General features: G+C 62.0%; 18 protein-coding genes. 11 read left to right on the top strand and 7 right to left on the bottom strand.

Features of this window, described 5'->3' with window-relative positions:
- Positions 1–16: 16 nt before the first annotated feature.
- The gene (locus ACIQC5_RS10695) at positions 17–379 is read right to left on the bottom strand and encodes an SPW repeat protein (RefSeq protein ID WP_400281502.1); all 363 of its coding nucleotides are present in this window, start codon (positions 377–379) and stop codon (positions 17–19) included.
- A gap of 233 nt (positions 380–612) precedes the next feature.
- Here ACIQC5_RS10695 and ACIQC5_RS10690 point away from each other — a divergent pair, with 233 nt between their 5' ends.
- Positions 613–1,311, top strand: a complete 699-nt coding sequence (locus ACIQC5_RS10690) for a response regulator (protein WP_400281499.1) — start codon at positions 613–615, stop codon at positions 1,309–1,311.
- Between the two features lie 4 nt (positions 1,312–1,315).
- Here ACIQC5_RS10690 and ACIQC5_RS10685 read toward each other — a convergent pair whose 3' ends face one another.
- Complete coding sequence (locus ACIQC5_RS10685; protein ID WP_400281496.1) at positions 1,316–3,031, bottom strand: GAF domain-containing sensor histidine kinase; 1,716 nt, start codon at positions 3,029–3,031, stop codon at positions 1,316–1,318.
- 153 nt (positions 3,032–3,184) lie between these two features.
- On the opposite strand from ACIQC5_RS10685, the gene ACIQC5_RS10680 reads away from it, so the two are divergent.
- The 4 genes from ACIQC5_RS10680 to ACIQC5_RS10665 all read left to right on the top strand — a co-directional run bounded on the left by ACIQC5_RS10680 (position 3,185) and on the right by ACIQC5_RS10665 (position 7,249).
- A complete protein-coding gene (locus ACIQC5_RS10680; protein ID WP_400281493.1) occupies positions 3,185–3,655 on the top strand; it encodes a pyridoxamine 5'-phosphate oxidase family protein in 471 nt (156 codons plus the stop codon).
- 62 nt (positions 3,656–3,717) lie between these two features.
- Positions 3,718–4,182: a pyridoxamine 5'-phosphate oxidase family protein gene (locus ACIQC5_RS10675; RefSeq protein WP_400281491.1), complete on the top strand. Its 465-nt coding sequence runs from the start codon at positions 3,718–3,720 to the stop codon at positions 4,180–4,182.
- 58 nt (positions 4,183–4,240) lie between these two features.
- Complete coding sequence (locus tag ACIQC5_RS10670; RefSeq protein ID WP_400281489.1) at positions 4,241–5,308, top strand: zinc-dependent alcohol dehydrogenase family protein; 1,068 nt, start codon at positions 4,241–4,243, stop codon at positions 5,306–5,308.
- 9 nt (positions 5,309–5,317) lie between these two features.
- The gene (locus tag ACIQC5_RS10665; RefSeq protein WP_400281487.1) at positions 5,318–7,249 is read left to right on the top strand and encodes a heavy metal translocating P-type ATPase; all 1,932 of its coding nucleotides are present in this window, start codon (positions 5,318–5,320) and stop codon (positions 7,247–7,249) included.
- Here the strand turns inward: ACIQC5_RS10665 and ACIQC5_RS10660 are convergent.
- Entirely contained in the window at positions 7,188–7,610 is a 423-nt protein-coding gene (locus ACIQC5_RS10660; RefSeq protein WP_400281484.1) for a pyridoxamine 5'-phosphate oxidase family protein, read from the bottom strand. The two genes, ACIQC5_RS10665 and ACIQC5_RS10660, sit on opposite strands and share 62 nt — an antisense overlap.
- Positions 7,611–7,816: 206 nt before the next feature.
- Between ACIQC5_RS10660 and pta the strand changes: the two genes are divergently transcribed.
- Positions 7,817–9,892 (top strand): phosphate acetyltransferase, encoded by a 2,076-nt coding sequence (pta, locus tag ACIQC5_RS10655; protein ID WP_400281482.1) that lies wholly within the window; start codon positions 7,817–7,819, stop codon positions 9,890–9,892.
- Here pta and ACIQC5_RS10650 read toward each other — a convergent pair.
- Both ACIQC5_RS10650 and ACIQC5_RS10645 read right to left on the bottom strand, forming a co-directional pair.
- Positions 9,889–10,347 carry a universal stress protein gene (locus tag ACIQC5_RS10650; RefSeq protein ID WP_400281479.1) on the bottom strand — a complete coding sequence of 153 codons (459 nt, stop codon included), beginning with the start codon at positions 10,345–10,347 and terminating at the stop codon, positions 9,889–9,891. The genes pta and ACIQC5_RS10650 overlap by 4 nt on opposite strands.
- 65 nt (positions 10,348–10,412) lie before the next feature.
- The gene (locus tag ACIQC5_RS10645) at positions 10,413–13,013 is read right to left on the bottom strand and encodes a cation-translocating P-type ATPase (RefSeq protein WP_400281476.1); all 2,601 of its coding nucleotides are present in this window, start codon (positions 13,011–13,013) and stop codon (positions 10,413–10,415) included.
- A 137-nt stretch (positions 13,014–13,150) separates the two neighbouring features.
- Here ACIQC5_RS10645 and ACIQC5_RS10640 point away from each other — a divergent pair, with 137 nt between their 5' ends.
- On the top strand, positions 13,151–13,633 hold the full coding sequence (locus tag ACIQC5_RS10640) for a pyridoxamine 5'-phosphate oxidase family protein (protein ID WP_400281473.1): 483 nt from the start codon (positions 13,151–13,153) through the stop codon (positions 13,631–13,633).
- 31 nt (positions 13,634–13,664) lie between these two features.
- Here ACIQC5_RS10640 and ACIQC5_RS10635 read toward each other — a convergent pair whose 3' ends face one another.
- Positions 13,665–14,474, bottom strand: a complete 810-nt coding sequence (locus ACIQC5_RS10635) for a universal stress protein (protein ID WP_400281470.1) — start codon at positions 14,472–14,474, stop codon at positions 13,665–13,667.
- Between the two features lie 164 nt (positions 14,475–14,638).
- Here ACIQC5_RS10635 and ACIQC5_RS10630 point away from each other — a divergent pair, with 164 nt between their 5' ends.
- The 3 genes from ACIQC5_RS10630 (at position 14,639) to ACIQC5_RS10620 (ending at position 18,767) form a co-directional block, all read left to right on the top strand.
- On the top strand, positions 14,639–15,793 hold the full coding sequence (locus tag ACIQC5_RS10630) for an acetate/propionate family kinase (RefSeq protein ID WP_400281467.1): 1,155 nt from the start codon (positions 14,639–14,641) through the stop codon (positions 15,791–15,793).
- A gap of 7 nt (positions 15,794–15,800) precedes the next feature.
- On the top strand, positions 15,801–18,224 hold the full coding sequence (locus tag ACIQC5_RS10625) for a phosphoketolase (protein WP_400281465.1): 2,424 nt from the start codon (positions 15,801–15,803) through the stop codon (positions 18,222–18,224).
- A 72-nt stretch (positions 18,225–18,296) separates the two neighbouring features.
- Positions 18,297–18,767, top strand: coding sequence for a DUF1003 domain-containing protein (locus ACIQC5_RS10620; RefSeq protein WP_400281462.1), 471 nt, complete (start codon positions 18,297–18,299; stop codon positions 18,765–18,767).
- Positions 18,768–18,935: 168 nt separating this feature from the next.
- Here ACIQC5_RS10620 and ACIQC5_RS10615 read toward each other — a convergent pair whose 3' ends face one another.
- The gene (locus tag ACIQC5_RS10615; RefSeq protein WP_400281459.1) at positions 18,936–19,859 is read right to left on the bottom strand and encodes an AraC family transcriptional regulator; all 924 of its coding nucleotides are present in this window, start codon (positions 19,857–19,859) and stop codon (positions 18,936–18,938) included.
- A 272-nt stretch (positions 19,860–20,131) separates the two neighbouring features.
- Between ACIQC5_RS10615 and ACIQC5_RS10610 the strand changes: the two genes are divergently transcribed.
- Positions 20,132–21,487: an ABC transporter substrate-binding protein gene (locus ACIQC5_RS10610; protein WP_400281456.1), complete on the top strand. Its 1,356-nt coding sequence runs from the start codon at positions 20,132–20,134 to the stop codon at positions 21,485–21,487.
- The last annotated feature ends 10 nt before the right edge of the window (positions 21,488–21,497 follow it).

Raw genomic sequence — 21,497 nt, 5'->3', positions numbered from 1 at the left:
AATGGCCGCTTGCTGCCTATGGTGCCGGCATGACGTGGTGGTGCCGGTACTCCTCGGTGCTGGGCTTGATCGCGAGCGCTGTGACCACCAAGGCCACTGCGCCGGGGATCCATGCGCTCCAGGCTGCGCCTGTTGCTGCAGTGAAACCACCCACCCATGGCGCCAGCAGGAGGGCCACGGCCACAATCGCTTGGGCCCATTCGGCTACGGGCATGCCAGGCAGGGCCAAATTGACGACTCCGCCGATGACAAGCAAAACGCCCAGCGTCACCATGATCGCCGTCGACGATCCTTCCTGCCTGGTCCACAGGACCGACAGGGCTGCGTAGGCTCCTGCAGCGACGACAGTCCAGTCCTGCCATCGTGTCCATTTCTTCATTCGGATCAATCTCCTTCATTGTTGTACTTGACACTGCACCCTTTAGTGGGTTGCCTCCGGTGTCTTGTACTTCCAGCGTCGGCACAAAGGTCCCTTCTCAACAGGGCCGAAAGTCACAGGCTGCTGGAGGGTCCTTGGACCCTTGTGGCCAAGCGTGGTGTCAGCAAGAATTTTGCAGAGCCGCCCGTACAGGCCAACGAAATTGCGGTCATCGACCGCGGGACAGGAGAACCATGGATCGCCCAGAAAACGCCGGCAAGGCCAGCGGCGTTTCGTCCGAAGAGCCCCTCCGCGTCTTCATCCTCGATGACCATGAGTTGGTCCGCAGGGGTCTGCAAGAGCTTTTGGAAAGCGAAGGGTTCGTGGTGGTCGGCATGTCCGGTTCAGCTGAGGAAGCGACACGCCGGATTCCGGCATTGCATCCTGACGTCGCTGTTCTTGACGCCCGGCTGCCCGACGGAACGGGTATTGAGGTTTGCCGGGAAGTGCGTTCAATTGACCCAGGGCTGAACTGCTTGATTCTGACCAGCTACGACGACGAACAGGCTCTCCGAGGAGCTGTGCTGGCAGGTGCTGCGGGGTACGTCCTGAAGGAAATCGGCGGCACGGACCTTCTCGGCGCCCTCCGTCGGGCGGCCAGCGGGGAGTCGTTGTTCGACGAGGCCGTCAAGGCAAGAATCATCCAAGGCCTCACCGAACCAAAGAGACAAGACCCGAGGGTCGCGTCCCTCACTCCTCAGGAGCGCCGGGTTCTGGAGTTTGTCGGTCAAGGCATGACGAACCGGCAGATCGGCGAGGAAATGCTTCTGGCAGAGAAGACTGTCAAGAACTACGTCTCATCATTGCTGGCAAAGCTGGGATTCGAACGCCGGACCCAGGCGGCAGTCTTCATGGCCCATGCGCCGGAAGAGGACGCAGGCCACCGTCGCTGAACACTCAGGGCAAGGGAACGGACCATACCAGCGACGTTCCTTTGCCGGGAGCGCTGGTAACGCTACACGTGCCACCCAAGTCTGCTGCCCTGCGGTCCATGTTCGCCAAGCCATTCCCGGGGGCCGGTTCACTGAATCCGCACCCATCGTCAACGAGTTCCAAGGTCAGCGTGTCGTTTGCTGCCAGCACGGACACGGCGATTGATGTCGCGCTGGAATGGCGGACCGCATTGCTGAGGCTTTCAGACACAACAGCCAGGAGATGAGTGATGATTGTTTCATCCTCGACCGCATCAACGGGGCCGGTCAGGGTCAGATGTGGCGCATATGCCAAAGACTTGCCCCCCGCTTGGACAGACTCGAGGATCCGACTGCTCAGCAACTCGCGCTCGCGGTTACTGGCTTGCAGGGAATAGATGGTGTTGCGAAGGTCGCGGATACTGGTGTCCAGCTCGTTGGTTATGGAGTCGATCCTGCCTAAAGCAGATTCCCCCGAGGTGTAGCGCCGGAGGCTTTGGATGCTCAGGCCGGCTGCGAACAGCCTCTGTATGACCAGATCGTGGAGGTCCCGTGCGATCCTGTCCCTGTCCGAGAACACCACCACTTGCTCCCTGAGCCTATGGATCCTGTCCAAGGCCAAGGCAAGAGCTACGTGCGAACCGAATACTGCGCCCATCTCCACATCGGTCCTCGAAAACACCCCCGTGCCGGGGTTCCGGGCAAGAAGAAGCAGGCCATGGTGGGATCCGTGGGCGCTGAGGTCGATAACAAGAAGTTTGCCGGGTACGCCTTCGCGGTCAATGCCGAGGAGATTCGCCGAATCGTCGAGGCACACGGGCTTCCCGCTGGACGCAACAGCCTGGATTTCCGGCGCCTCCATTGCCAGGACCGTGCCAGAGAAGCCACTGCCTGCGGCTCCGGCCGTGCCCGCCACTTCGTAGAGTCCTCCCTCAATGGTTGGTATCAGGATCAGGGCGAGGTGGGATTCCGATTCCTCAAGGGCCCTTGTTGCGATCAGGTCCAACGAAGAGTCTGCAGCATGTACGCCATTGCTTGCGTCGAGCATGCTCCCAGTAACGTCCATGCAGGCTTCCAGCCAGGATGCCCTGCGCCGGGCATCCTGGTACAGCCGGGCGTTCTCAATGGCAACCCCGGCCGCGGCTGCCAAAGCTACTGCGAGGTCCTCATCTTCCGGTGTGAAATCACCGCCTCCTTCCTTTTCGGTCAGGTAGAGATTCCCAAACACAACATCCCTGACCCTGATCGGCACGCCAAGGAATGATTTCATCGGGGGGTGATGCCGGGGGAAACCGTAGGCTTTCGGATGCTGACCCAGATCGTGGAGGCGCAGCGGCGTCGGTTCGGTAATGAGCAGCCCCAGCACGCCGTGCCCGGTTGGAAGCGGACCGATTCTTTTGGCGAGCCCGCCGTCGATGCCAACCGTGATGAAGTGGCTGAGGGCATTGTCCTCTCCGATGACACCCAAGGCACCGTACCGTGCCTGCAGTAAGCGGCAAGCAGACGTCACCACGCGATCGAGGACAGCCTCCAGGCTCAGGTCTTCCGCGACGGCAACAACCGCTTCCAGTAGGCCGCGTGTTCTTTCCTGTGCCTGAAGAAGCTCGCCGGCCCGGCCGACGAAGTCCTTCAGGAGGTCTTCAATGCGGACTCTGGAAATGGCAGGGGACTCGGGGGACTGTGGACTTTCGGACGTATTCACCTGCGCCTTTCGGGGTATGCCCGCATGCAACAAAACAGGGCCGCGTGGACTCCTTGCTGCCAGACTACTCTGGCGCCCGCCCGCCAGCCACGGGTCCAGGGGTGGGGCCTTAATGCCCTGTCGCCCGGACAGCATGGGATTTACGGTCTAACCATGACGAACAAACCCAAAGTTCCAGAAGCCGAAATCCTGGACAACAAGCAGTGCTGGGAGTTGCTCCGCAGCGTGTCGGTAGGACGCTTGGCTGCTTGGGCGGGAGATCATCCCGAGATCTTTCCCATCAACTACAAAGTTGACCATGGGACAGTGGTGTTCCGCACTGGCGAAGGTTCAAAGCTCCATGCTGCCCTCAGCACCGCACCCGTAGCCCTTGAAGCCGACGGTGTAGACCCCGGTTCCGGCATAGCCTGGAGCGTGGTGGTCAAAGGAAAAGCAGAAAGTATCAAACTGACGCAGGATGTGCTCGATACCGTTGGTCTGCTCCTTTTCCCTTGGCAAGCCGGGCGCAAGGACCACTTTGTCCGGGTCGTTCCCACCGCGTTGACGGGGCGGCGCTTCAAGGTGACACCCCCACTGACTTGGTGGAGCCCGCTAGACGACGCAACCAGGGCGGGCTTGGAATAGCCGCGCCGTTACGGGACCAACGGCCCTAACGACGGCGACCTGCCGCCACTACCGTCTACAGCATGAAGACAAAGCCACGCGCCGCCGTCGAACGGCTTGCCCCGGACGAATGCTGGGACCTGTTGGCGCAGACAAACGTTGGCCGCCTGGCCGTCTTGGTGGACGGACATCCCGATATCTTTCCAGTGAACTATGTGCTGGACGGTGACAGCATCGTGTTCCGAACCGGGGCGGGCACCAAGTTCTGGAGCACACTGACAACCCCCTGTGCTCTGGAAAGCGATGGCTACCGGACCTTGGGCGGCAAGGCGTGGAGCGTCGTTGTCCGGGGGCAGACGCACCTGATACTCGACCGGCAGGAAAAGGCCCACGTGGATGCCTTGGGGCTGGATCCTTGGCAACCAGGCAGCAAGGACTGCTATCTGAGGCTGACGCCGGTTGCGGTCACTGGGCGGCGGTTCAAGACCAAACGGCCAGACCTCTGGGGGACCCCCTTGAACGACGCCCGGCTGGGCGACTTCCACTAGCAGTCCCGCTACGCACGCCCGGTGTTTCAGCCAGGCACAACAAGGACGGAATCACACCATGAAGGCACTCGTCTACGGTGGCCCCGGCGAGAGGTCCTGGACAGATGTTCCGGATCCCGTCATCCTGCACCCCACCGACGCAATTGTTCGCGTCGACACCACCACCATTTGCGGTACGGATCTGCACATCCTCAAGGGGGACGTCCCTGCGGTCCAGCCAGGGCGCATCCTCGGGCACGAAGGCGTGGGTACCGTCACCGATGTTGGGAGTTCGGTCATGTCACTTCGCCCGGGGGACAGAGTGATCATCTCCTGTATCAAGTCATGTGGACACTGCGGCAATTGCAGGAAGGGCCTGTTTTCCCACTGTCTCGGTGATGAAGGACAGACAGGAACCGGCTGGATCTTCGGCCACCTGATCGACGGCACGCAAGCCGAGTTCGTCCGGGTTCCCTATGCCGAAAACTCCCTGCACAAACTGCCCCATGGCGTCACCGATGACGAAGCCGTGATGCTATCGGACATACTGCCCACGGCCTTCGAAATCGGAGTCCAGGCCGGGCGGGTCGCCCCGGGTGACGTCGTGGCCATCGTGGGTGCAGGACCTATTGGCCTCGCGGCAATGGCAACGGCCGGCCTCCACGGTGCGGCGACCGTGGTCGCTATAGATCCTGACGAAGGCCGCCTCGCCAAGGCCCGCGACTTCGGAGCCACACACACAGTCAACCCGGCCCACCCGGAATGGATTGTTGACGTCCTGGCCCTCACCGACGGGGCCGGGGTGGACGTGGCCATGGAAGCAGTTGGATTACCTGAGACCTTCGAGATGGCCTTGCGGCTGGTGCGTCCCGGCGGGAACGTTGCCAACATCGGCGTTCACGGGAAGCCTGTCGACTTGCCGCTGCAAGACCTTTGGATCCGAAACATCAACATCAGCATGGGACTGGTCAACACCAACACCACCCCGATGTTGCTTCGCCTGGTGGCCCAACACAAGCTTCCTGCCGCGAAGTTCGCCACCCACCACTTCGCGCTGGAGCAGATCATGGATGCCTACGACACGTTCTCACACGCGGCCGAAACGGGCGCACTGAAGGTGGTTCTCAACCGCACCCTTCGCGACTGATCAGCGGACATGACACGTCTCATCCAGTTGCCTTTGCGCTTTCCGTTGGTGGCGGCAACCCTGGTGGTTATCGTCTGTGTTGCCGTCCTGGCTGCCAGCGGACAATCGGCAGCTGCACAGTGGGCTGCGAACATCTATTCCCTCGCAGTGGCGGTGTATCGCGCGGGCTCCATGGTCAAGGGGCTCCTGCACGGCCGCTGGGGCATCGACCTTTTGGCCGTCACCGCAATCTGTTCGACTGTTACGGTAGGCGAGTACGTCGCGGCCCTGATCGTGGTGCTTATGCTGACCGGCGGTGAAGCACTCGAACAGTTTGCACAGGGCCGCGCCAGCAAGGAGCTCCGCGCACTCTTGGACCGTTCACCGCGGACCGCGCATCGGGAATTGCCAGGAGGTGAAGTTGAGGAATTACCCGCTGGCAGGGTCGGCCCAGGTGACATCCTGTTGGTTCGGCCGGCGGAAATCGTACCGGTCGACGGCACGTTGGTCTCTGACGTAGGGACTTTCGATGAATCCGCGCTGACGGGTGAAAGCCTGCCCGCGGAACGCGTGGAAGGCGATCTCTTGCTCAGCGGTTCCATCAACGGTGCCGACGCCGTGCGTATGAAGGCTACGGCCACTGCGGCGGATTCCCAGTACAGCCAAATAGTTGCTTTGGTTCAGGAAGCTGCGGCAAGCCGCGCGCCGACGGTAAGGCTGGCCGACAAATATGCTGTGCCGTTCACGCTGGTCGCTTTTCTGCTGGCAGGTGCAGCGTGGCTCGCCAGCCAGGAGCCGGCCAGGTTCGCGGAAGTGCTGGTGGTCGCTACGCCGTGCCCGCTGCTGATAGCTGCCCCTGTTGCGTTCCTCGCGGGGACCAGCCGGGCCGCGCACGCAGGCATCATCATCAAGAACGCGGGCACGCTCGAGCAACTCAGCAGGGTCAAGACTGCGGTCTTCGACAAGACCGGGACCCTCACCCAAGGCAACCCTGTGTTGACCGGGGTCCAGGTGGCGACCAACGGGGAACTGCCGGAGGGGACCCTGCTTCAGCTGGCGGCATCGGCTGAACAGTACTCCACGCACGTTCTTGCATCCTCGGTAATAGCGGCAGCCCGTGCACGTGAATTAGTGCTGGTACCCGCAACAGCAGCAAGCGAACATGCAACCAACGGTGTTACAGCTACCTGTGGTCCGCACCGGGTTGTGGTGGGAAAACCTGCCTACGTCAGTTCACTGGTGAGCGGTTTTGAGAGGAACGCACTGCCCGGCGGCCAGCTCGGCATCTACGTCGGCGTGGACGGCCGTTTTGCCGGCACCTTGATCATGAGCGATCCCTTACGGGTGAATGCGAAAGAGACGCTGGCGGAACTGCGGAGGATGGGTGTCGCGGAAACGATGCTCCTGACTGGCGACTCTGCCACGACAGCCCAACACATCGCTGTTGAGGCCGGCATCAACAACGTTCTTGCCGATTGTCTTCCTGCTGACAAAGTCGCCGCCGTTGCGTCTTTGCCGGCCCGGCCGGTGATGATGGTGGGCGACGGCGTCAACGATGCGCCGGTCCTGGCAGCGGCCGACGTCGGCATCGCCATGGGTGCCAAGGGCGCTACCGCGGCCAGCGAGTCGGCGGACGTGGTGATTATGGTCGACGACTTGTCGAAGTCTGCGGTCGCGGTTGCCATTGGGCAGCGCACTCTTCGAATCGCCCGGACCAGCATATGGACCGGGATACTGCTGAGCCTCGGCCTGATGGTGACGGCCTCGTTTGGCTTGATTCCAGCCGTGGCCGGAGCGCTGCTGCAGGAGCTGGTGGATCTTGCCACCATTCTCAATGCACTCAGGGCCTTGGGGCCCGGACGGGCCGCAGCTTCAGTGCGGTCTGCGGCCGTCCATGCCGTCAATACCGTTCCGGTTCAGCACCGAGTTCAAAGTGGCGGCCGTGGACCCGGGTTGGAGTGATCTCAACGTAAGTGTATTTACGCGTTGGAATCCAAGGCTTCAGGGGTAGTTTGTCGGCTTCGTCGATCTCCGACTGGGACTCGATGACCCTGGCAGTGCCCTTCAGGACAACGCTCCAGGCTTCGGCGTCGACGATCTCCTCCACTTCGAAGGCGACCTTCTCGTTGACCGTCAGTTCAGCGAGCTTTGTCCCGGGATTCGTCCTCAGGAGAAGTCGTTGATTATGGGCGATGAAATTCAACGGATATATGTCCGGTTCGCCCAGAACACTGACGGCCAAGCGACCATGTTGGTTCCGTTCGAGGACCTTCCATGAATCGTCATCGGACAGGACCGTTCCCGGACGTTCGTCACTTTCCACGGTTGGTTCTCCTGAACTGAAAATGGGGCTGCAGGGGCTCAAGGTCCGCTGGCATCTGATAGTCGTGATCCTACGGTGGTGGCATGCGGCCCAACAGGGTCCAAGGTCCTGTTGGCAAACAGCAGTGAGGTGACCTATGGCTCTGGTGTAAAGGTCCTCTGCGGGAGAGGCTGTGAAGCACCGATGATGGTGCGGGAGGAAATCACATGGTTCAAGGCGTCTACGTTCTGTCCGTTGCACCCGGGTCCGGTAAATCACTGGTGGTCCTGGGCTTGGCCGACGCGCTGCATCGCAGAACAGGCCGCTTGGGTTTCTACCGTCCGATCGTGAACGGTTCGGAACCGGCTCAGGACCCCGTAGTCCTTATGCTGCAGCGGCTTTACAAGTTGGACCCCAATCTTTGCCGGGGCGGAATGGGCTGGGTGAGCGCCCGCGCAGCACTGGCGGCGGGGCGCGAAGACGAGCTTATTTCCCAGGTTCTCGGCGAATATGGACGGATTGCCGAGGAGTGCGACGTCGTGGTGGTGGACGGTTCGGACCTTCGAGGCCAGGACGCCGGGAAGGAGTTTGAACTGAATGCCCATCTGGCCAACAATCTGGGCCTGCCGGTCCTGGCCGTCATCGGTGCCAAGGGCTTGACACCCAGGGACACCACACAGGCCGTGGCGGACGCTTCAAGGCAACTCGTTGCAGCCAGATGCCCGGTGCTCTCCACCATGGTCAACCGCGCTGAACCGGCAGACCTTGCCGCAGTCCGGAAGGCTGTTCGGACTGTTGGGGGGAGGCCCCCGTCGTACGTGATTCCCGAAGTTGCGGAAATATCGACGCCGACAGTAGCCGACGTTGCGATGTCAATGGCCCTTCAACGCCTCTCGGGGAGTGCTGAGCTTGACCGGGACGTTGGCAGCGTGAAAGTCGCGGCGATGAACGTGGAGAACTTCCTGCAAGGACTTGAGCCCGGGGACCTGGTCCTGGTTCCCGGGGATCGCGCAGATGTGGTCATGGCCTGCATGGCCTCAGCCTTGTCTCCGGAGTTGCCTACACCGTCCGGGGTCATTCTCACGGAGGGCTTGGTCCCTTCCGGCAATGTGCTGCCTTTGTTGGCGCATGCCCCTTTCCCTGTCTTCGCGGTAGCTGCGGATACCTACACCACGGCACAGCTGGTCTCGAATGTCCGCAGTGAGATCCACACCGGGGAAAGCCGCCGGGTGGCAGCGGCCCTGGGAGTATGGGCCCGTTCCATCAACGAAACGGAACTCTTGGAGCGGCTGGCGCTGCCGCGTCCCGTGACCATGACACCGCTGCGTTTCCTCAATGACCTCATTGAACGTGCCCGCCAGCAGAAGAGGCGAATCGTTCTGGCAGAGGGTACAGACAGTCGAGTGTTGCGTGCAGCGGAGATTTTGCGCCGCAGGGACGTTTGCTATGTGACGGTTCTTGGCAACGCATCGGCTGTCCGCGAGCTCGCCGACGCGCAAGGTATAGAACTGGGTGGGATCACTATCGTCGACCCTGCTTTCTCGCCCTTGCGTGAGCGGTTCGCGGTGGAATATCAGCGACTCCGGGCCCACAAAGGGATGATCCTGGAACGTGCACGGGAAATCATGATGGACGGGGCCTACTTCGGCACCATGATGGTGCACCTGGGAGAAGCGGACGGGATGGTTTCCGGAGCGGCCCACACCACGGCAAACACGATTCGGCCGGCATTGGAGTTCGTGAAGAGCCAAGACGGCACGGGGCTGGTCTCTTCGGTCTTCTTTATGCTGTTTCCGGACCGTGTGCTGGTGTACGGGGATTGCGCTGTGGTGCCGGAACCCACTGACCGGCAACTGGCGGACATCGCCCTTGCGTCGGCCGGGACGGCGGCCCAGTTCGGTGTCGAGCCAAAGGTGGCCATGTTGTCGTATTCCACTGGGGGATCCGGTTCCGGGATTGCGGTGGAGAAGGTCAGGCGTGCCACGGAGCTGGTCAGGGCCGCACGGCCAGACCTTGCCGTGGACGGGCCGATACAGTACGACGCCGCAGTGGATGCAGCCATAGCGAGTTCAAAGTTGCCGTCATCCGCGGTAGCGGGAAAGGCGACCGTCTTCATCTTCCCGGACCTGAATACAGGTAACAACACGTATAAGGCCGTGGAGCAGTCCTCCGGAGCTGTCGCCGTCGGGCCCATCCTCCAAGGGCTGCGCAAGCCCATCAACGACCTGTCCCGAGGCTCAACGGTGGAAGACATCATCAACACCGTTGCCATCACCGCCGTTCAGGCGCAGACGCCGGACTAGCCGGTTGCTTCCTGTGCCACCACAAGGACCGGGCAATGGGCATGGGCTGCGCATGCTCTGCTCACGGATCCTATGGGCTGGTTGAGGAAACCACCGGAGCCCCGACGTCCAACCACAAGCAATTGAGCCTCATGGCTCTCCTCAACAAGTACTTTGGCAGGGTCGCCGAACTTGACCGTGACTGTTAGATCCTTCGGGGGGTCTGCACCGAAGGCTCGTTCCAACGCCTCGTCCACCAGCCGCTTGGCAGTGTCCTCCAACTCCGTTGTGAACCGCGTCAGATCAGGCTCAAAACGGGAAGCCAGGAAGTAGTCGGACATGCCAATACAGGTGATCACGTCCAGTGGGCCCCCCAGCGTCGACGCCATTCGGCCGGCCATCTGCAAAGTGTTGGACGAGTATTCCGAGCCATCGACGCCGACGACGATCCGGTTCGACCGGGCTTGTGGGTTCATGGAACCAGAATGCCTTCGCTTCTATCCGCGCACTAGGGTCGAAGGGCATGGAATTGGCCGCCAGGTCACCGGAAAGGGGCGGGCCCGTGCCGCAATCGTTTGTACAGCCAGTCCGCGCCAAGGACGCCGGTGATGGCGAGGAGCGCAACGGCGAAACCGGAGAGGGGAGGCGGTGCCTGTCCCAGGATGTCGGCCACCGGAGGGATGTAGAGGAACAGTGCCAAGGCTGCCAGTTCCGCCGCGACGGCCCAGAGCAGCAGCTTGTTGGTGAACCACCCCTGTTTCCACGCCGGCGCAGTCGCGCTGCGGCAGGCGAAGGCAGTGGCCAACTGGCCCAGGACCACCGCCGTGAATGCGGCCCCGGACGCTCCCATCAGTACGCCCGGATCCAACGGCTCGCCGCGAACCCACCCACTGCCAAAGAGAACCACTGAGAAGGCGCCCATGGCGAACAACGCCTCCGTCGGACCCATGACCGCAAACACCCGCAGCATGAGTTGGCGATCCAGGAGGTGGCGTTTCTCGGGAGGCCGGCTCAACACGCGCTTACCGGGCGGCTCCGCCCCGAGGGCCAACGCGGGAAGCAGATCGGTTCCGATGTCCAAGGCCAGTATTTGGAGGACGCCAAGCGCCAGAGGAAATTGACCACCGGAAAGTGCCCAGATCACGAAAGGGGTGAGTTCTGCGACATTGTCGGTCAGGTGGTAGGTGAGGAACCGATGGATATTCGAATAGGTGGCCCGGCCCTGTTCGATTGCGGCGACGATGGTGGCGAAATGGTCATCCAGGAGCACAAGGTCTGCGGCCTCACGAGCTACGTCGGTTCCGCTGAGTCCCATGGCCACGCCGATGTCGGCTTGGCGCAGAGCAGGACCGTCATTGACGCCGTCGCCGGTCATGGCAACAACGTGGCCGCGGCTCTGCAAGGCTTTTGCGACCCTCAGTTTCTGTTCGGGGGAGACCCGGCTCACCACCACGCCATCGCGGTCGAGGAGGGCCCCGAGGACTTGTTCGTCATGGGGGAGGTCGGCGCCTTGGAAGACCAAGTCCGGGTGACCCAACAGGCCTATCTCCCGGGCAATTGCCGCTGCTGTGGAGGGGTGGTCACCGGTGATCATCGCAAGACGGATTCCTGCGTCCCTGGCAGTCTTGATGACATCGGCGACGTCCGGACGGGGCGGGTCATGCAGGCCAATCAGGCCGAGGGCATCGAGGTCCCGCTCAGCCTCGTCAGCGGGCCGGTTGCGCCAACCAGACGCTGCTCCGGGCAGGTCCCTGGCGGCGACCGCAATGACGCGCAGGCCCTTGGCAGCCATGACGTCTACTTCTGCGGACAGTTGAGCGGCTTCGGCTCCGCATAGGGGAAGGACTGACTCCGGAGCGCCCTTCACATATAGCTTGTTGCCCACAATGACCGATTCCCTCCGTCGGTCGGCGTCGAAAGCGAACCGGACCGACGGCTGAAGATCAACCGGCTGGGACCCAAAGAGCCTACGGGCCAAAACGTCGATCGCTGCCTCCATGGGGTCCCCGTTTGCGGTCCATTCCTGGTCGTGGACCTTGGCGCGGCCTTGTGAAGCGGCACGGGCTGCCACGGCAACATCGGCGGCGGCCAAGCGCCCCCGCCCTTCCACCCTGGCATCGGGCGAGTAACCATCGCCGATGATCTTCAGTGACCCTTCCAACGTGTAAACCTCGACGGCGTTCATGCGGTTTTGCGTCAAGGTGCCTGTTTTGTCGGTGCAAATGAAGGTGGTTGAACCCAAGGTCTCCACGGCCTCCAGATTGCGGACGAGGGCGTTCCGTGACGCCATGCGCTGCGCGCCCATGGCGAGCGACAGCGTCACGGTCGGCAGAAGCCCTTCCGGGATGAGCGCCACCGCCACGCCGATGGCAAAAAGAAACGAGTCACGCCACACGATTCCGACAAGGACGGAGACCACGAAGAACACTCCGGCGACGGCGAGCGCCACTGTGGCAACCAGTCGAACTATTCTGCGCAGCTCCATGGTCAAAGGAGTCGGTGGCGACTTGGTGCCGCTGGTGAGCTTGGCGATGGCGGCAAGTTTGGTGTTTCCTCCCGTTGCTGTCACCAGTCCCTCGGCCTCACCATTGACCAGAAATGTTCCGCCCCAAACTGTGTCTTTGGCGGACTTGGGCACGGCCTCGCTCTCACCGGTGAGCATGGACTCGTCGACGCTGCATGCTGATGCTGAGATGAACAGCACGTCTGCCGGCAACCGGTCGCCTGCGGTCAGGACCACCACATCACCCGGTACCAAAGCACTCGCGTGGACGCTCTGAAGCCGCCCATCCCGCCGCACAGTGACTTCCGCGGGGAGCAGTCCTTGCAGGCGTTCGGCGGCATGCTGGGCACGCTCTTGCTGAATATGGGCGAAGACGCCGTTCACGATCACCACGATGATGATCGCTACACCCAGCTGCGGCATTCCTCCCACGTACGCGAGTCCCGCTGCAACCCACAGCATCAGGGCAAAGAAATGCGTCAGTTCTCCCAGCAGCTTCCGCCATTGGGGGATCTTCTTGGCGGTGGGCAGCACGTTTGGTCCGGCGCTTCGCAGCAAATCGCCGGCGGTCTGCGAGCTCAGGCCCTCAGCGCCCGGGGTTTCGGACAGCGAGGCCGGGGGTGTGTTCCCAAGGGACATTATTTCTCCAATGCGGGAATGCCTGTTCGATGAAAGACTCCACCGGGGAACTCCGTGCGTCTAGGGTCGAAGGGCACGGTTGAGGGAAGGACCTTCTGCCCTACACGTGCGTTACCGGACGGGATAGGCTCGGCCCCATGGAGAACACATCGACGGACCCAGACACCAAAGAGCTCAGTGTCCACGACTGCTGGAAGTACCTTCAATCCGTGTCAATTGGCAGGATCGCCCTCGTCAACGGTGAAATGCCGGAGATCTTTCCGGTGAACTTCGTCCCGAACTACGGAACCGTTCTCTTCAGGACCGGACCGGGGACGAAGCACGACGCTCTTCGTGAAGGGGCGGTGATTGCGCTGGAAGCCGATGGGTTCAACCGATATGGAACTATCGCGTGGAGCGTCATCCTCAAGGGGAGGCCGGAGTTCGTGACGCAGCCCGAAGACATCCAGGAGGCGGTGGACGCCGGCCTCTCTCCATGGCAGCCCGGTGCCAAGGACATTCTGGTGAGAGTCACGCCCACGGAGGTCAGCGGACGCCGGTTCGTCATCAGCCCCCCGACGAAGTGGTGGCCGCCGCGGGATCCAAAGGCGCCTGAAGTGAACGACGACGGACTTCATTAGGTGCCGCGTGGCGCCACTCGCTTGGGTCGGGTCAGGATCGTTTGGGTCGGGTCAGGATGGTGGGGCATTGGACGTGCAGGAGCACGTGCTGGGCTACGGATCCCAGCAGCACGCTCAACCCTCCCCGGCCCTTGCAGCCCATGACCAACAGCCGGGCATCCCTGGCAGCGGCCACGAGCGCTTCCCCGGGACTGCGGGTCGGGTCCGGTCGTGCCGTCACCGTGACAGAGGGGAACTGTTGGCTGACCCGCTGGACCGCCCTGCCGAGGACATCCCCGCCGTCGGCAAGCTGTGCATCGGGTCCTGAGGCGTGGACAATGATGAGTTCCTCATCCAAACGTAGAGCTTCCCTGGCGCCATGATCCAAGGCGTTGAGTGATTCTGCTGAGCCGTCTACGCCGACAACAACACCGGAACGCAGTTCAGAGCGCGACGCCGGGACAACGGCGACATCACAGTTGCTGGTAACAGCCACTTGGAAGCTGACCGAGCCGTACCCTTGCCCTTCCGTGCCGGGACCACGGTCTGTTCCCACCGCCACCATCTCAGAATCCGACGATAGTGCAGCCAAGGTTTCGGCTGGTTCGCCAGACAATCGTTTGGTCGTAATGCCCACTCCGGGAAAGGCTTCGGCCAGCCGCGCCGCCTCGCTGTTGAGTAAGTCGTCAGCGCGGCTTACGGCCAGTTGACGGTCGTTCTCCCGTGGATAAGCCCATTCTCCGGGAACCACGTGGACCAGCGTCAGGCCGAGGCCAAGGGAATCTGCGCGGGCAGCAGCCCAGTCAGCCACATGACCGCCCGCCAGGGAACCATCAAGGGCAACCAGGATCTGTATCTTCATGAACCGACGTTCCCTTCGGATAACCAACGGTGGTCGTCTCCACTATCGGTGGGCGGACCCGCCGTCGCAAGGGCCGGAAGGCCCTCCCACTGAACGGCGCGTTGCGTTAGGGTCCACAGGAGAGCCATCGACCGTAGCCCGCCCCACGGAAGTGAGAGGAGAACATGCGTGTTCTGGTGCTGAACCCGGGTTCCTCATCGCTGAAGTTCCACCTGCGTGACACCACAGCCGCCACTCCCGCCCAAGGCATTTTGGCTTCCGGGCAGGTGAACTGGCCACCTGAGGAACGTTCCGCTCCCTACCGCCTGCGCGCTGCCTTTGAAGAGATAAATGACACCATCAAGAATCTCGGATCCGTGCATCCGGAGGCGATTGGACACCGCGTCGTCCACGGCGGCCAGCGGTTCAGCACCCCGGTGCGTGTCACGGCGGACGTGATAGCCGCCATTTCAGGACTGAGTGCCTTGGCGCCGCTCCACAACCCGGCCAGTGTTGCCTGCATTGACGCCGCCGGCAAACGTTGGCCCGGCCTCCCGCAAGTGGCCGTCTTTGACACGGCGTTCCATCGCTCCATTCCGGACTTCGCTGCCCGCTATGCCATTCCGGAGGACGCCTACCGGGCTCATCCAGTGCGGCGCTACGGCTTCCACGGGATCTCAGTGGAGATGGCCTGCCGTGACGCAGCTTCATTTCTAGGGATGCCAATTTCGTCCGTGAACGCGGTGGTGGCCCACATTGGCAATGGTGCGTCAGTCACCGCCGTCAGCGGAGGCCGCAGTGTTGACACCTCCATGGGGATGACGCCATTGGAGGGCCTTATCATGGGCACGCGATCGGGAGACCTGGATCCTTCCATCGTCCTGTTGCTGCAGCACGGCGGCGCAACTGCCGGGGAAGTTGATGACATCCTCAACCACCGCTCGGGCTTGCTGGCGCTGGCCGGAACCGCAGACATGCGCGAAATTGGCACCGCTGCTCTCCACGGAGAGGCAAGTGCGATCCTCGCATTGGACATGGCGGCTTACCGTCTTGCCAAGTACATAGCCGCCTATTCGATGGTGGTTGACCGACCCGACGCTCTGGTGTTCACCGGCGGCGTGGGCGAGAACTCCCAGCTGTTCAGGGCCAAAGTGGTCTCCTGGCTGGGACCACTCGGGCTGGGCGTTGACGAGGACCTGAATTCGGCCACGCTGGAGGGCATCCGCAAAATCAGCACCATGGACTCCGTATTCCCGGTGCTGGTAGTGCCCAGCGACGAGGAACGTGCCATTGCAGAATCGACGGCGGCGCTGCTCGCCACGATTCCCAAGGAAGGATGATCGGGACATGAGCTTGGATGAGAACGCTGCCGCTCCCACCCCCGTGCAGGAAGTCGAGAACTTTGACCTCCTGCACCGGTACTGGTCCGCAGCCAACTACTTGACCGTGGCACAGATCTACCTCCAGGAGAACCCCTTGCTCCGGGAGCCGCTGCACGCAGAACACATCAAACCCAGGCTTTTAGGTCATTGGGGCACGAGTCCGGGCCTGTCACTGATCTACGCACACCTCAACCGCGTCATCCGTCGCACAAGTGCGGAAGTTCTGTTCGTTGCCGGCCCCGGCCACGGAGGTCCCGCCGTCGTCGCCAATACCTATCTGGAAGGGAGCTACTCGGAAGTTTATCCAGCTGTTGGGACGGACCTTGAAGGTCTCCGGCGACTGATCCGGCAGTTTTCGACGCCGGGAGGCATCGCCAGCCACGTCGGGCCGGCCACGCCTGGCTCCATCCATGAAGGCGGCGAACTGGGCTATTCCCTGATGCATGCCACCGGTGCAGCCATGGACAATCCGGACCTGATCGTTGCCTGCGTCGTCGGCGATGGGGAGGCTGAAACCGGTCCCCTCGAGGGCTCCTGGAAGGCTCCGTCGTTCATCAACCCGCTCAGGGACGGGGCAGTACTTCCCATTCTCCACCTCAACGGGCACAAGATCTCCGGGCCCACGGTGCTGGGCCGGCGCTCGAACACGGACGTAGCATCACTACTGGAAGCCCACGGCTGGGATCCCGTCGTCGTCTCCGGGGACGACCCAGCAATCGTCCACCCCGCCCTCGCCTCCGCTTTGGATTCGGCCTATGCCTCCATTCGCGCCATCCAGTCTCATTCCCGAAGAGAGGGCGTCACCGGCCCCGCACGATGGCCGGCCATTATCCTGCGGACGCCCAAAGGATGGACTGGGCCGGTGACAGTAGACGGAAAGCCCGTAGAGGGAACCCACCGCTCCCACCAAGTCCCGCTGACTGAGGTGAGGGAAAACCCCGAGCACCTAAGACAACTTGAAGCGTGGATGCTTTCCTACCGTCCGGAAGAACTCTTCGACGGCGACGGGCGGCTTACCGCCGAACTCGCTCAGCTGGCCCCGAGAGGCGATCTACGCATGGGCGCACTGCCGGCCAGTCGTGGTGTTGGAAATCATGATCTGGCTATTCCCAGTCTCGATCAGTACGCCATCGAGACTGTTCCCCGCGGCGCCGTGATGCATGAGAGCACGCGACCGTTGGGGGAGATGCTGCGGGATATCTACATTGATACTGCCGGTGACCCCAGGTTCCGCCTCTTTTGCCCTGACGAAACCAACAGCAACAGGCTCGGCGCAGTTTTTGAAGCCACGGACAGATGCCTCCTCGAACCAGCTGCGAACAAAGATGCCGCGCTCGCGGCCGATCATGTTTCAGCCAGCGGACGCGTGATGGAAGTCCTGTCCGAACACCTGTGCCAGGGGTGGCTGGAAGGATATCTGTTGACGGGCCGGTATGGCTTGTTCGCGAGTTATGAGGCGTTTGCGATGGTGAGTGCTTCCATGACCATTCAGCACGCCAAGTGGCTCCACCATGCACGGGACCTGGAGTGGCGGCAGCCCGTGCCGAGCCTGAACATCCTGCTGACCTCTACCTGTTGGCGGAACGATCACAATGGTTTTAGCCATCAAGGCCCTGGTCTGATCGATACGGTTCTGTCACTGTCCAGTACCGTAATCCGCGTCTACTTTCCGCCTGATGCCAACACCCTGCTGGTCACCGCGGAACACATGCTGCACAGCAGGGACTACGTGAATCTGGTGGTGATCGATAAACACGAACATCCTCAGTACCTGACCCTCGAAGAGGCGCGGGACCATGCAGCCGCGGGAGCATCCACATGGGATTGGGCCGGAAATGAAATTCCCGGGACCTCAGCCGGCAAGGGTCCGGACATTGTCTTGGCATGCGCCGGAGATGTTCCCACGCAGGAGACATTGGCGGCCGCATGGCTGCTCAAGCAACACGTCCCGGACATGTCCGTCCGGGTGGTCAACGTCATGGATGCCATGGTCTTGCCACCTCCGGAGACCCATCCACATGGGCTGGCTGGTGACAAGTTCGAGCAACTCTTCACCGCTGATGTGGACGTGGTGATGGCTTGGCATGGGTACGCGAGGGCCCTGCATCAACTCCTGCATGGCCGCCCGCATCCCGAACGGTTCCATGTTCGCGGTTACATCGAGCAAGGCACCACCACCACACCGTTCGACATGGTGGTCTTGAACAAGGTCAGCCGTTACCACCTGGTGATGGAAGCGCTGCGCCGGGCCCACGGGCAATTCGAGGGGTCAGACCAACTCCTGGAGCACTGTAGGACGCAGCTGGATGCCCATGCCCGCTACATCCGCGAGCACTTCGAGGACCTTCCTGAAATCAGGGAGTGGGTGTGGACGCAGGATGGTTCCTGAACAACTGGGTTCAGGCAGGTATTTCTGCCGCTTCCAGCCCCAGGGCGGCTGCCGCACCTTTAGTCTGTGCTCATGAGTGAACAAAAGAGCACGTGGCATGGCCAGCACCAAGCGGGCCTGAGCAGGGGAGAGCGGGCAGCCGACTACCTCCGCAACGGCATGGGCAGCTGGATTTTTGTGGGCCTTTTCGTCCTCGTAATGATCGTGTGGGGAGCCATCAATTCGTATGTGCTGGCTGAGGACGCATGGGATCCCTACCCGTTCATACTCCTGAACCTCTTCTTGTCCATGTTGGCCGGCCTCCAAGGAGCCATACTGCTCATCGCCGCCAAGAGGCAGGACGCCATCGCGGCTGCCATGGCCCAGCACGACTACGACACTGACGTGCAGGCAAAGACGGAGATCGATCGGCTTATGGCCATCAACAGCCAACAGTTGGAACTGCTGGAGGAGCTACGGGCTGTTCTTCTGCAGATGAGGGCACCTGAAAGGGGCGGTGACGGCGGTGAAAAGCCCGGACCAGCCCCTGGCGATGAGAGATAGGTTATTGGATGCTTCATCGCTGTCCACTCTCACCGGTAGGTAGTACCTGTATCGGCGCAGGAAGAAGCCGGGCCAAGCCGGAAACACTTTGCATCATGGCCTGAGCCTGGTTGCCGCTCTCCCCGGCTGGGCAACAGCAGACTTCTGCTTGGGAGCAAGCCTGCCGCCCTATTGCCGGATGCGTCGGCGGTAGTTGCGCGGCGTCTCGCCCGTGTCGTTAAGGAAGTGCCGGTTGAAGTTCGAGAGGTTTGTAAACCCGACTTCGTAGCAGATGTCCGACACGGCCTTGTCGCTGCGCTCCAGCAGGCGACGGGCGTGGGCCAGGCGCAGTTTACGGACCAGGTCGCTGAAGTTCTGACCGGTAGCCCGCTTGAAGTACTTCGAAAAGGTGGGTTCCGGCATCCCCACCAGCGCGGCGGCCTCGGACATCCGCACGCTGCCGGCGTGATTCCTGAACACGTACTCCAGGACAAGGTCAACGACGGCGGCCGCTTGGCCGTCCAACTGCGGCCTGAACCATTCTTCCGCGAGGTAGCGCCGGTCGCCGTCCGGGGCGCCAGCAAGGAGCGCGAACAATTCGAACAAATGCTGCAGCCGCTCCAGTCCGGTGGTTTGGCCCATGGCCTCGATGGCCGCTGCCGCGGCCACCGCGGTGTGCCCCAGGAATTCAATGCCACGCGCCGACTGTTCCAGCAGCGGCCGGACCTCCGCCAGCTCGGGGACCAGGGCGGACGCCTGCTCCACCCACTTCCCGTCGAACTGGATGACTGCGTCCCGGTTCTCCAGCACCTCGCCTGGCTCCAGGTCGCTGACCCAGTCGTGCGGCAGGCCCGAGCCCACCACTGACACGTGACCGGCCTCGAAGGTACCAATGTGGTCGCCGACGATAAACTTTCCGGTGCCCTTACGGATGAGGTGGATCTCGTACTCCGGATGGTAGTTCCACCGCGCCACGGGGCTGGGGTAGCTGTGTTGGTGCCAGCGGACGGAGTGGTTGGGATCCGGCGGAATCACCTCCCGGTTGGCCCGCATGCCCAGCAGCCTTTCGGCCAGCCGAGCGGTGGCTTCCTCGGCAGTATCCACTGTTGCCATGGTGGTCTCCGTGCATCCGGTGTTATGAATTCTGGACAGCATTCCAGCCGTCTTCCCAGAGTAGCGGTTGCTGTGGCTCGGCGGTGCAGAAAATAAGTATCAGAAATGGGCAACCAAGGCGCTAGTTGTGACGCATGCCGCACGCCTAATCTTGAGGAACATCAGCACGGCGCACCGGGGTTCCGGTGGCTGGCCGCGCACCAGTCCGGCACCCTGACGCAGCAGTCGGCGTGCAACGGTCCTGCATCTTCCTGAGAACAAAGGAGTCCTTAATGCGCCCGAAAACGCGCGCTGCCGTCCTGTCCGCCGGGGCACTCTGCATCGCACTGAGCGCCACAGCCTGTGCGGGTGCCGGTGGAGGCAATTCCGCCGGCAACCCCAACAGCATTAACGTACTGATGGTCAACAACCCCCAGATGGAGGACCTGCAGAAGCTCACTGCGGACAACTTCACCAGGGAAACCGGCATCAACGTCAACTTCACGATCCTGCCGGAGAACGATGTCCGGGCCAAGATCAGCCAGGAGTTTTCCAGCCAGGCCGGCCAGTACGACGTAGCCTCGCTGTCCAACTACGAAATCCCGTTCTACTCCGCCAACGGCTGGCTGGCACCGCTGGACAACGTAGCCAAGGACCCCGGCTTCGACCAGGCGGACATCCTCCCCGCCTACACGGCATCCCTTACCGGTACAGACGGCAAGCTCTACGGCGAACCGTTCTACGGCGAATCGTCGTTCCTGATGTACCGGAAGGACATCCTCGAGGCCAAGGGCGTCAGCATGCCGGACAAGCCCACCTGGGACCAAGTAGCGGACATCGCGGCGAAAGTTGACGGCGCAGCTCCCGGGATGAAGGGCATCTGCCTGCGCGGCCAGCCCGGCTGGGGCCAGGTGTTCGCACCCCTGACCACTGTTGTTAACACTTATGGCGGCACCTGGTTCGACAAGGAGTGGAATGCCCAGGTCAACTCCCCGGAGTTCACCGCAGCGGTCGAGTTCTACACCAAGCTGGTCCGTGAGCACGGAGAAGCCGGCGCAGCCCAGGCCGGGTTTACTGAATGCCTGAACAACCTGACACAGGGCAAGGTAGCCATGTGGTACGACGCTACCTCGGCTGCCGGTGCACTTGAGGCCGATGCTTCTCCAGTGAAGGGCAAGATCGGCTACGCCCAAGCGCCTGTGAAGGAAACCTCATCCTCGGGCTGGCTGTGGACGTGGTCCTGGGCCATGCAAGCAGCCTCCAAGAAGCAGGATTCCGCAGAGAAGTTCATCACTTGGGCCAGTTCCAAGGAATACGAAGAGCTGGTGGCCTCAAAGCTTGGCTGGGCGAAAGTGCCATCCGGCAAGCGGATTTCCACATACGAGAACACCGCCTTCCAGAAAGCTGCACCGTTCTTCAAGGCCGAACGCTTTGCAATCGAAAATGCAGACCCCAAGAACCCGGGCCTGCAGGACCGTCCCGCGGTCGGTATCCAGTTCGTTGGCATCCCGGAGTTCGCTGCACTTGGCACCAACGTCTCCCAAGGCGTCAGCTCCGCCATTGCCGGACAGGGGAGCGTGGCTGATGCCTTGGCCAAGGGCCAGCAAGCTGCGCAAAAGGTCGGCGACAAATACAAGAACAAGCAATAACGGAACTGCA

Origin of the sequence: Paenarthrobacter sp. NPDC092416 (genome assembly GCF_044755025.1) — a bacterium.
Taxonomy (GTDB): Bacteria; Actinomycetota; Actinomycetes; order Actinomycetales; family Micrococcaceae; genus Arthrobacter.
Note: the sequence above shows the minus strand (reverse complement) of the source record. Positions and strands in the feature narration are given on the sequence as shown.

Coding starts and splice junctions, on each gene's coding strand:
- ACIQC5_RS10695 (WP_400281502.1), bottom strand. CDS start 379: ATGAAGAAATGGACACGATGGCAGGACTGGACTGTCGTCGCTGCAGGA.
- ACIQC5_RS10690 (WP_400281499.1), top strand. CDS start 613: ATGGATCGCCCAGAAAACGCCGGCAAGGCCAGCGGCGTTTCGTCCGAA.
- ACIQC5_RS10680 (WP_400281493.1), top strand. CDS start 3,185: ATGACGAACAAACCCAAAGTTCCAGAAGCCGAAATCCTGGACAACAAG.
- ACIQC5_RS10675 (WP_400281491.1), top strand. CDS start 3,718: ATGAAGACAAAGCCACGCGCCGCCGTCGAACGGCTTGCCCCGGACGAA.
- ACIQC5_RS10670 (WP_400281489.1), top strand. CDS start 4,241: ATGAAGGCACTCGTCTACGGTGGCCCCGGCGAGAGGTCCTGGACAGAT.
- ACIQC5_RS10665 (WP_400281487.1), top strand. CDS start 5,318: ATGACACGTCTCATCCAGTTGCCTTTGCGCTTTCCGTTGGTGGCGGCA.
- pta (WP_400281482.1), top strand. CDS start 7,817: ATGGTTCAAGGCGTCTACGTTCTGTCCGTTGCACCCGGGTCCGGTAAA.
- ACIQC5_RS10650 (WP_400281479.1), bottom strand. CDS start 10,347: ATGAACCCACAAGCCCGGTCGAACCGGATCGTCGTCGGCGTCGATGGC.
- ACIQC5_RS10645 (WP_400281476.1), bottom strand. CDS start 13,013: ATGTCCCTTGGGAACACACCCCCGGCCTCGCTGTCCGAAACCCCGGGC.
- ACIQC5_RS10640 (WP_400281473.1), top strand. CDS start 13,151: ATGGAGAACACATCGACGGACCCAGACACCAAAGAGCTCAGTGTCCAC.
- ACIQC5_RS10635 (WP_400281470.1), bottom strand. CDS start 14,474: ATGAAGATACAGATCCTGGTTGCCCTTGATGGTTCCCTGGCGGGCGGT.
- ACIQC5_RS10630 (WP_400281467.1), top strand. CDS start 14,639: ATGCGTGTTCTGGTGCTGAACCCGGGTTCCTCATCGCTGAAGTTCCAC.
- ACIQC5_RS10625 (WP_400281465.1), top strand. CDS start 15,801: ATGAGCTTGGATGAGAACGCTGCCGCTCCCACCCCCGTGCAGGAAGTC.
- ACIQC5_RS10620 (WP_400281462.1), top strand. CDS start 18,297: ATGAGTGAACAAAAGAGCACGTGGCATGGCCAGCACCAAGCGGGCCTG.
- ACIQC5_RS10615 (WP_400281459.1), bottom strand. CDS start 19,859: ATGGCAACAGTGGATACTGCCGAGGAAGCCACCGCTCGGCTGGCCGAA.
- ACIQC5_RS10610 (WP_400281456.1), top strand. CDS start 20,132: ATGCGCCCGAAAACGCGCGCTGCCGTCCTGTCCGCCGGGGCACTCTGC.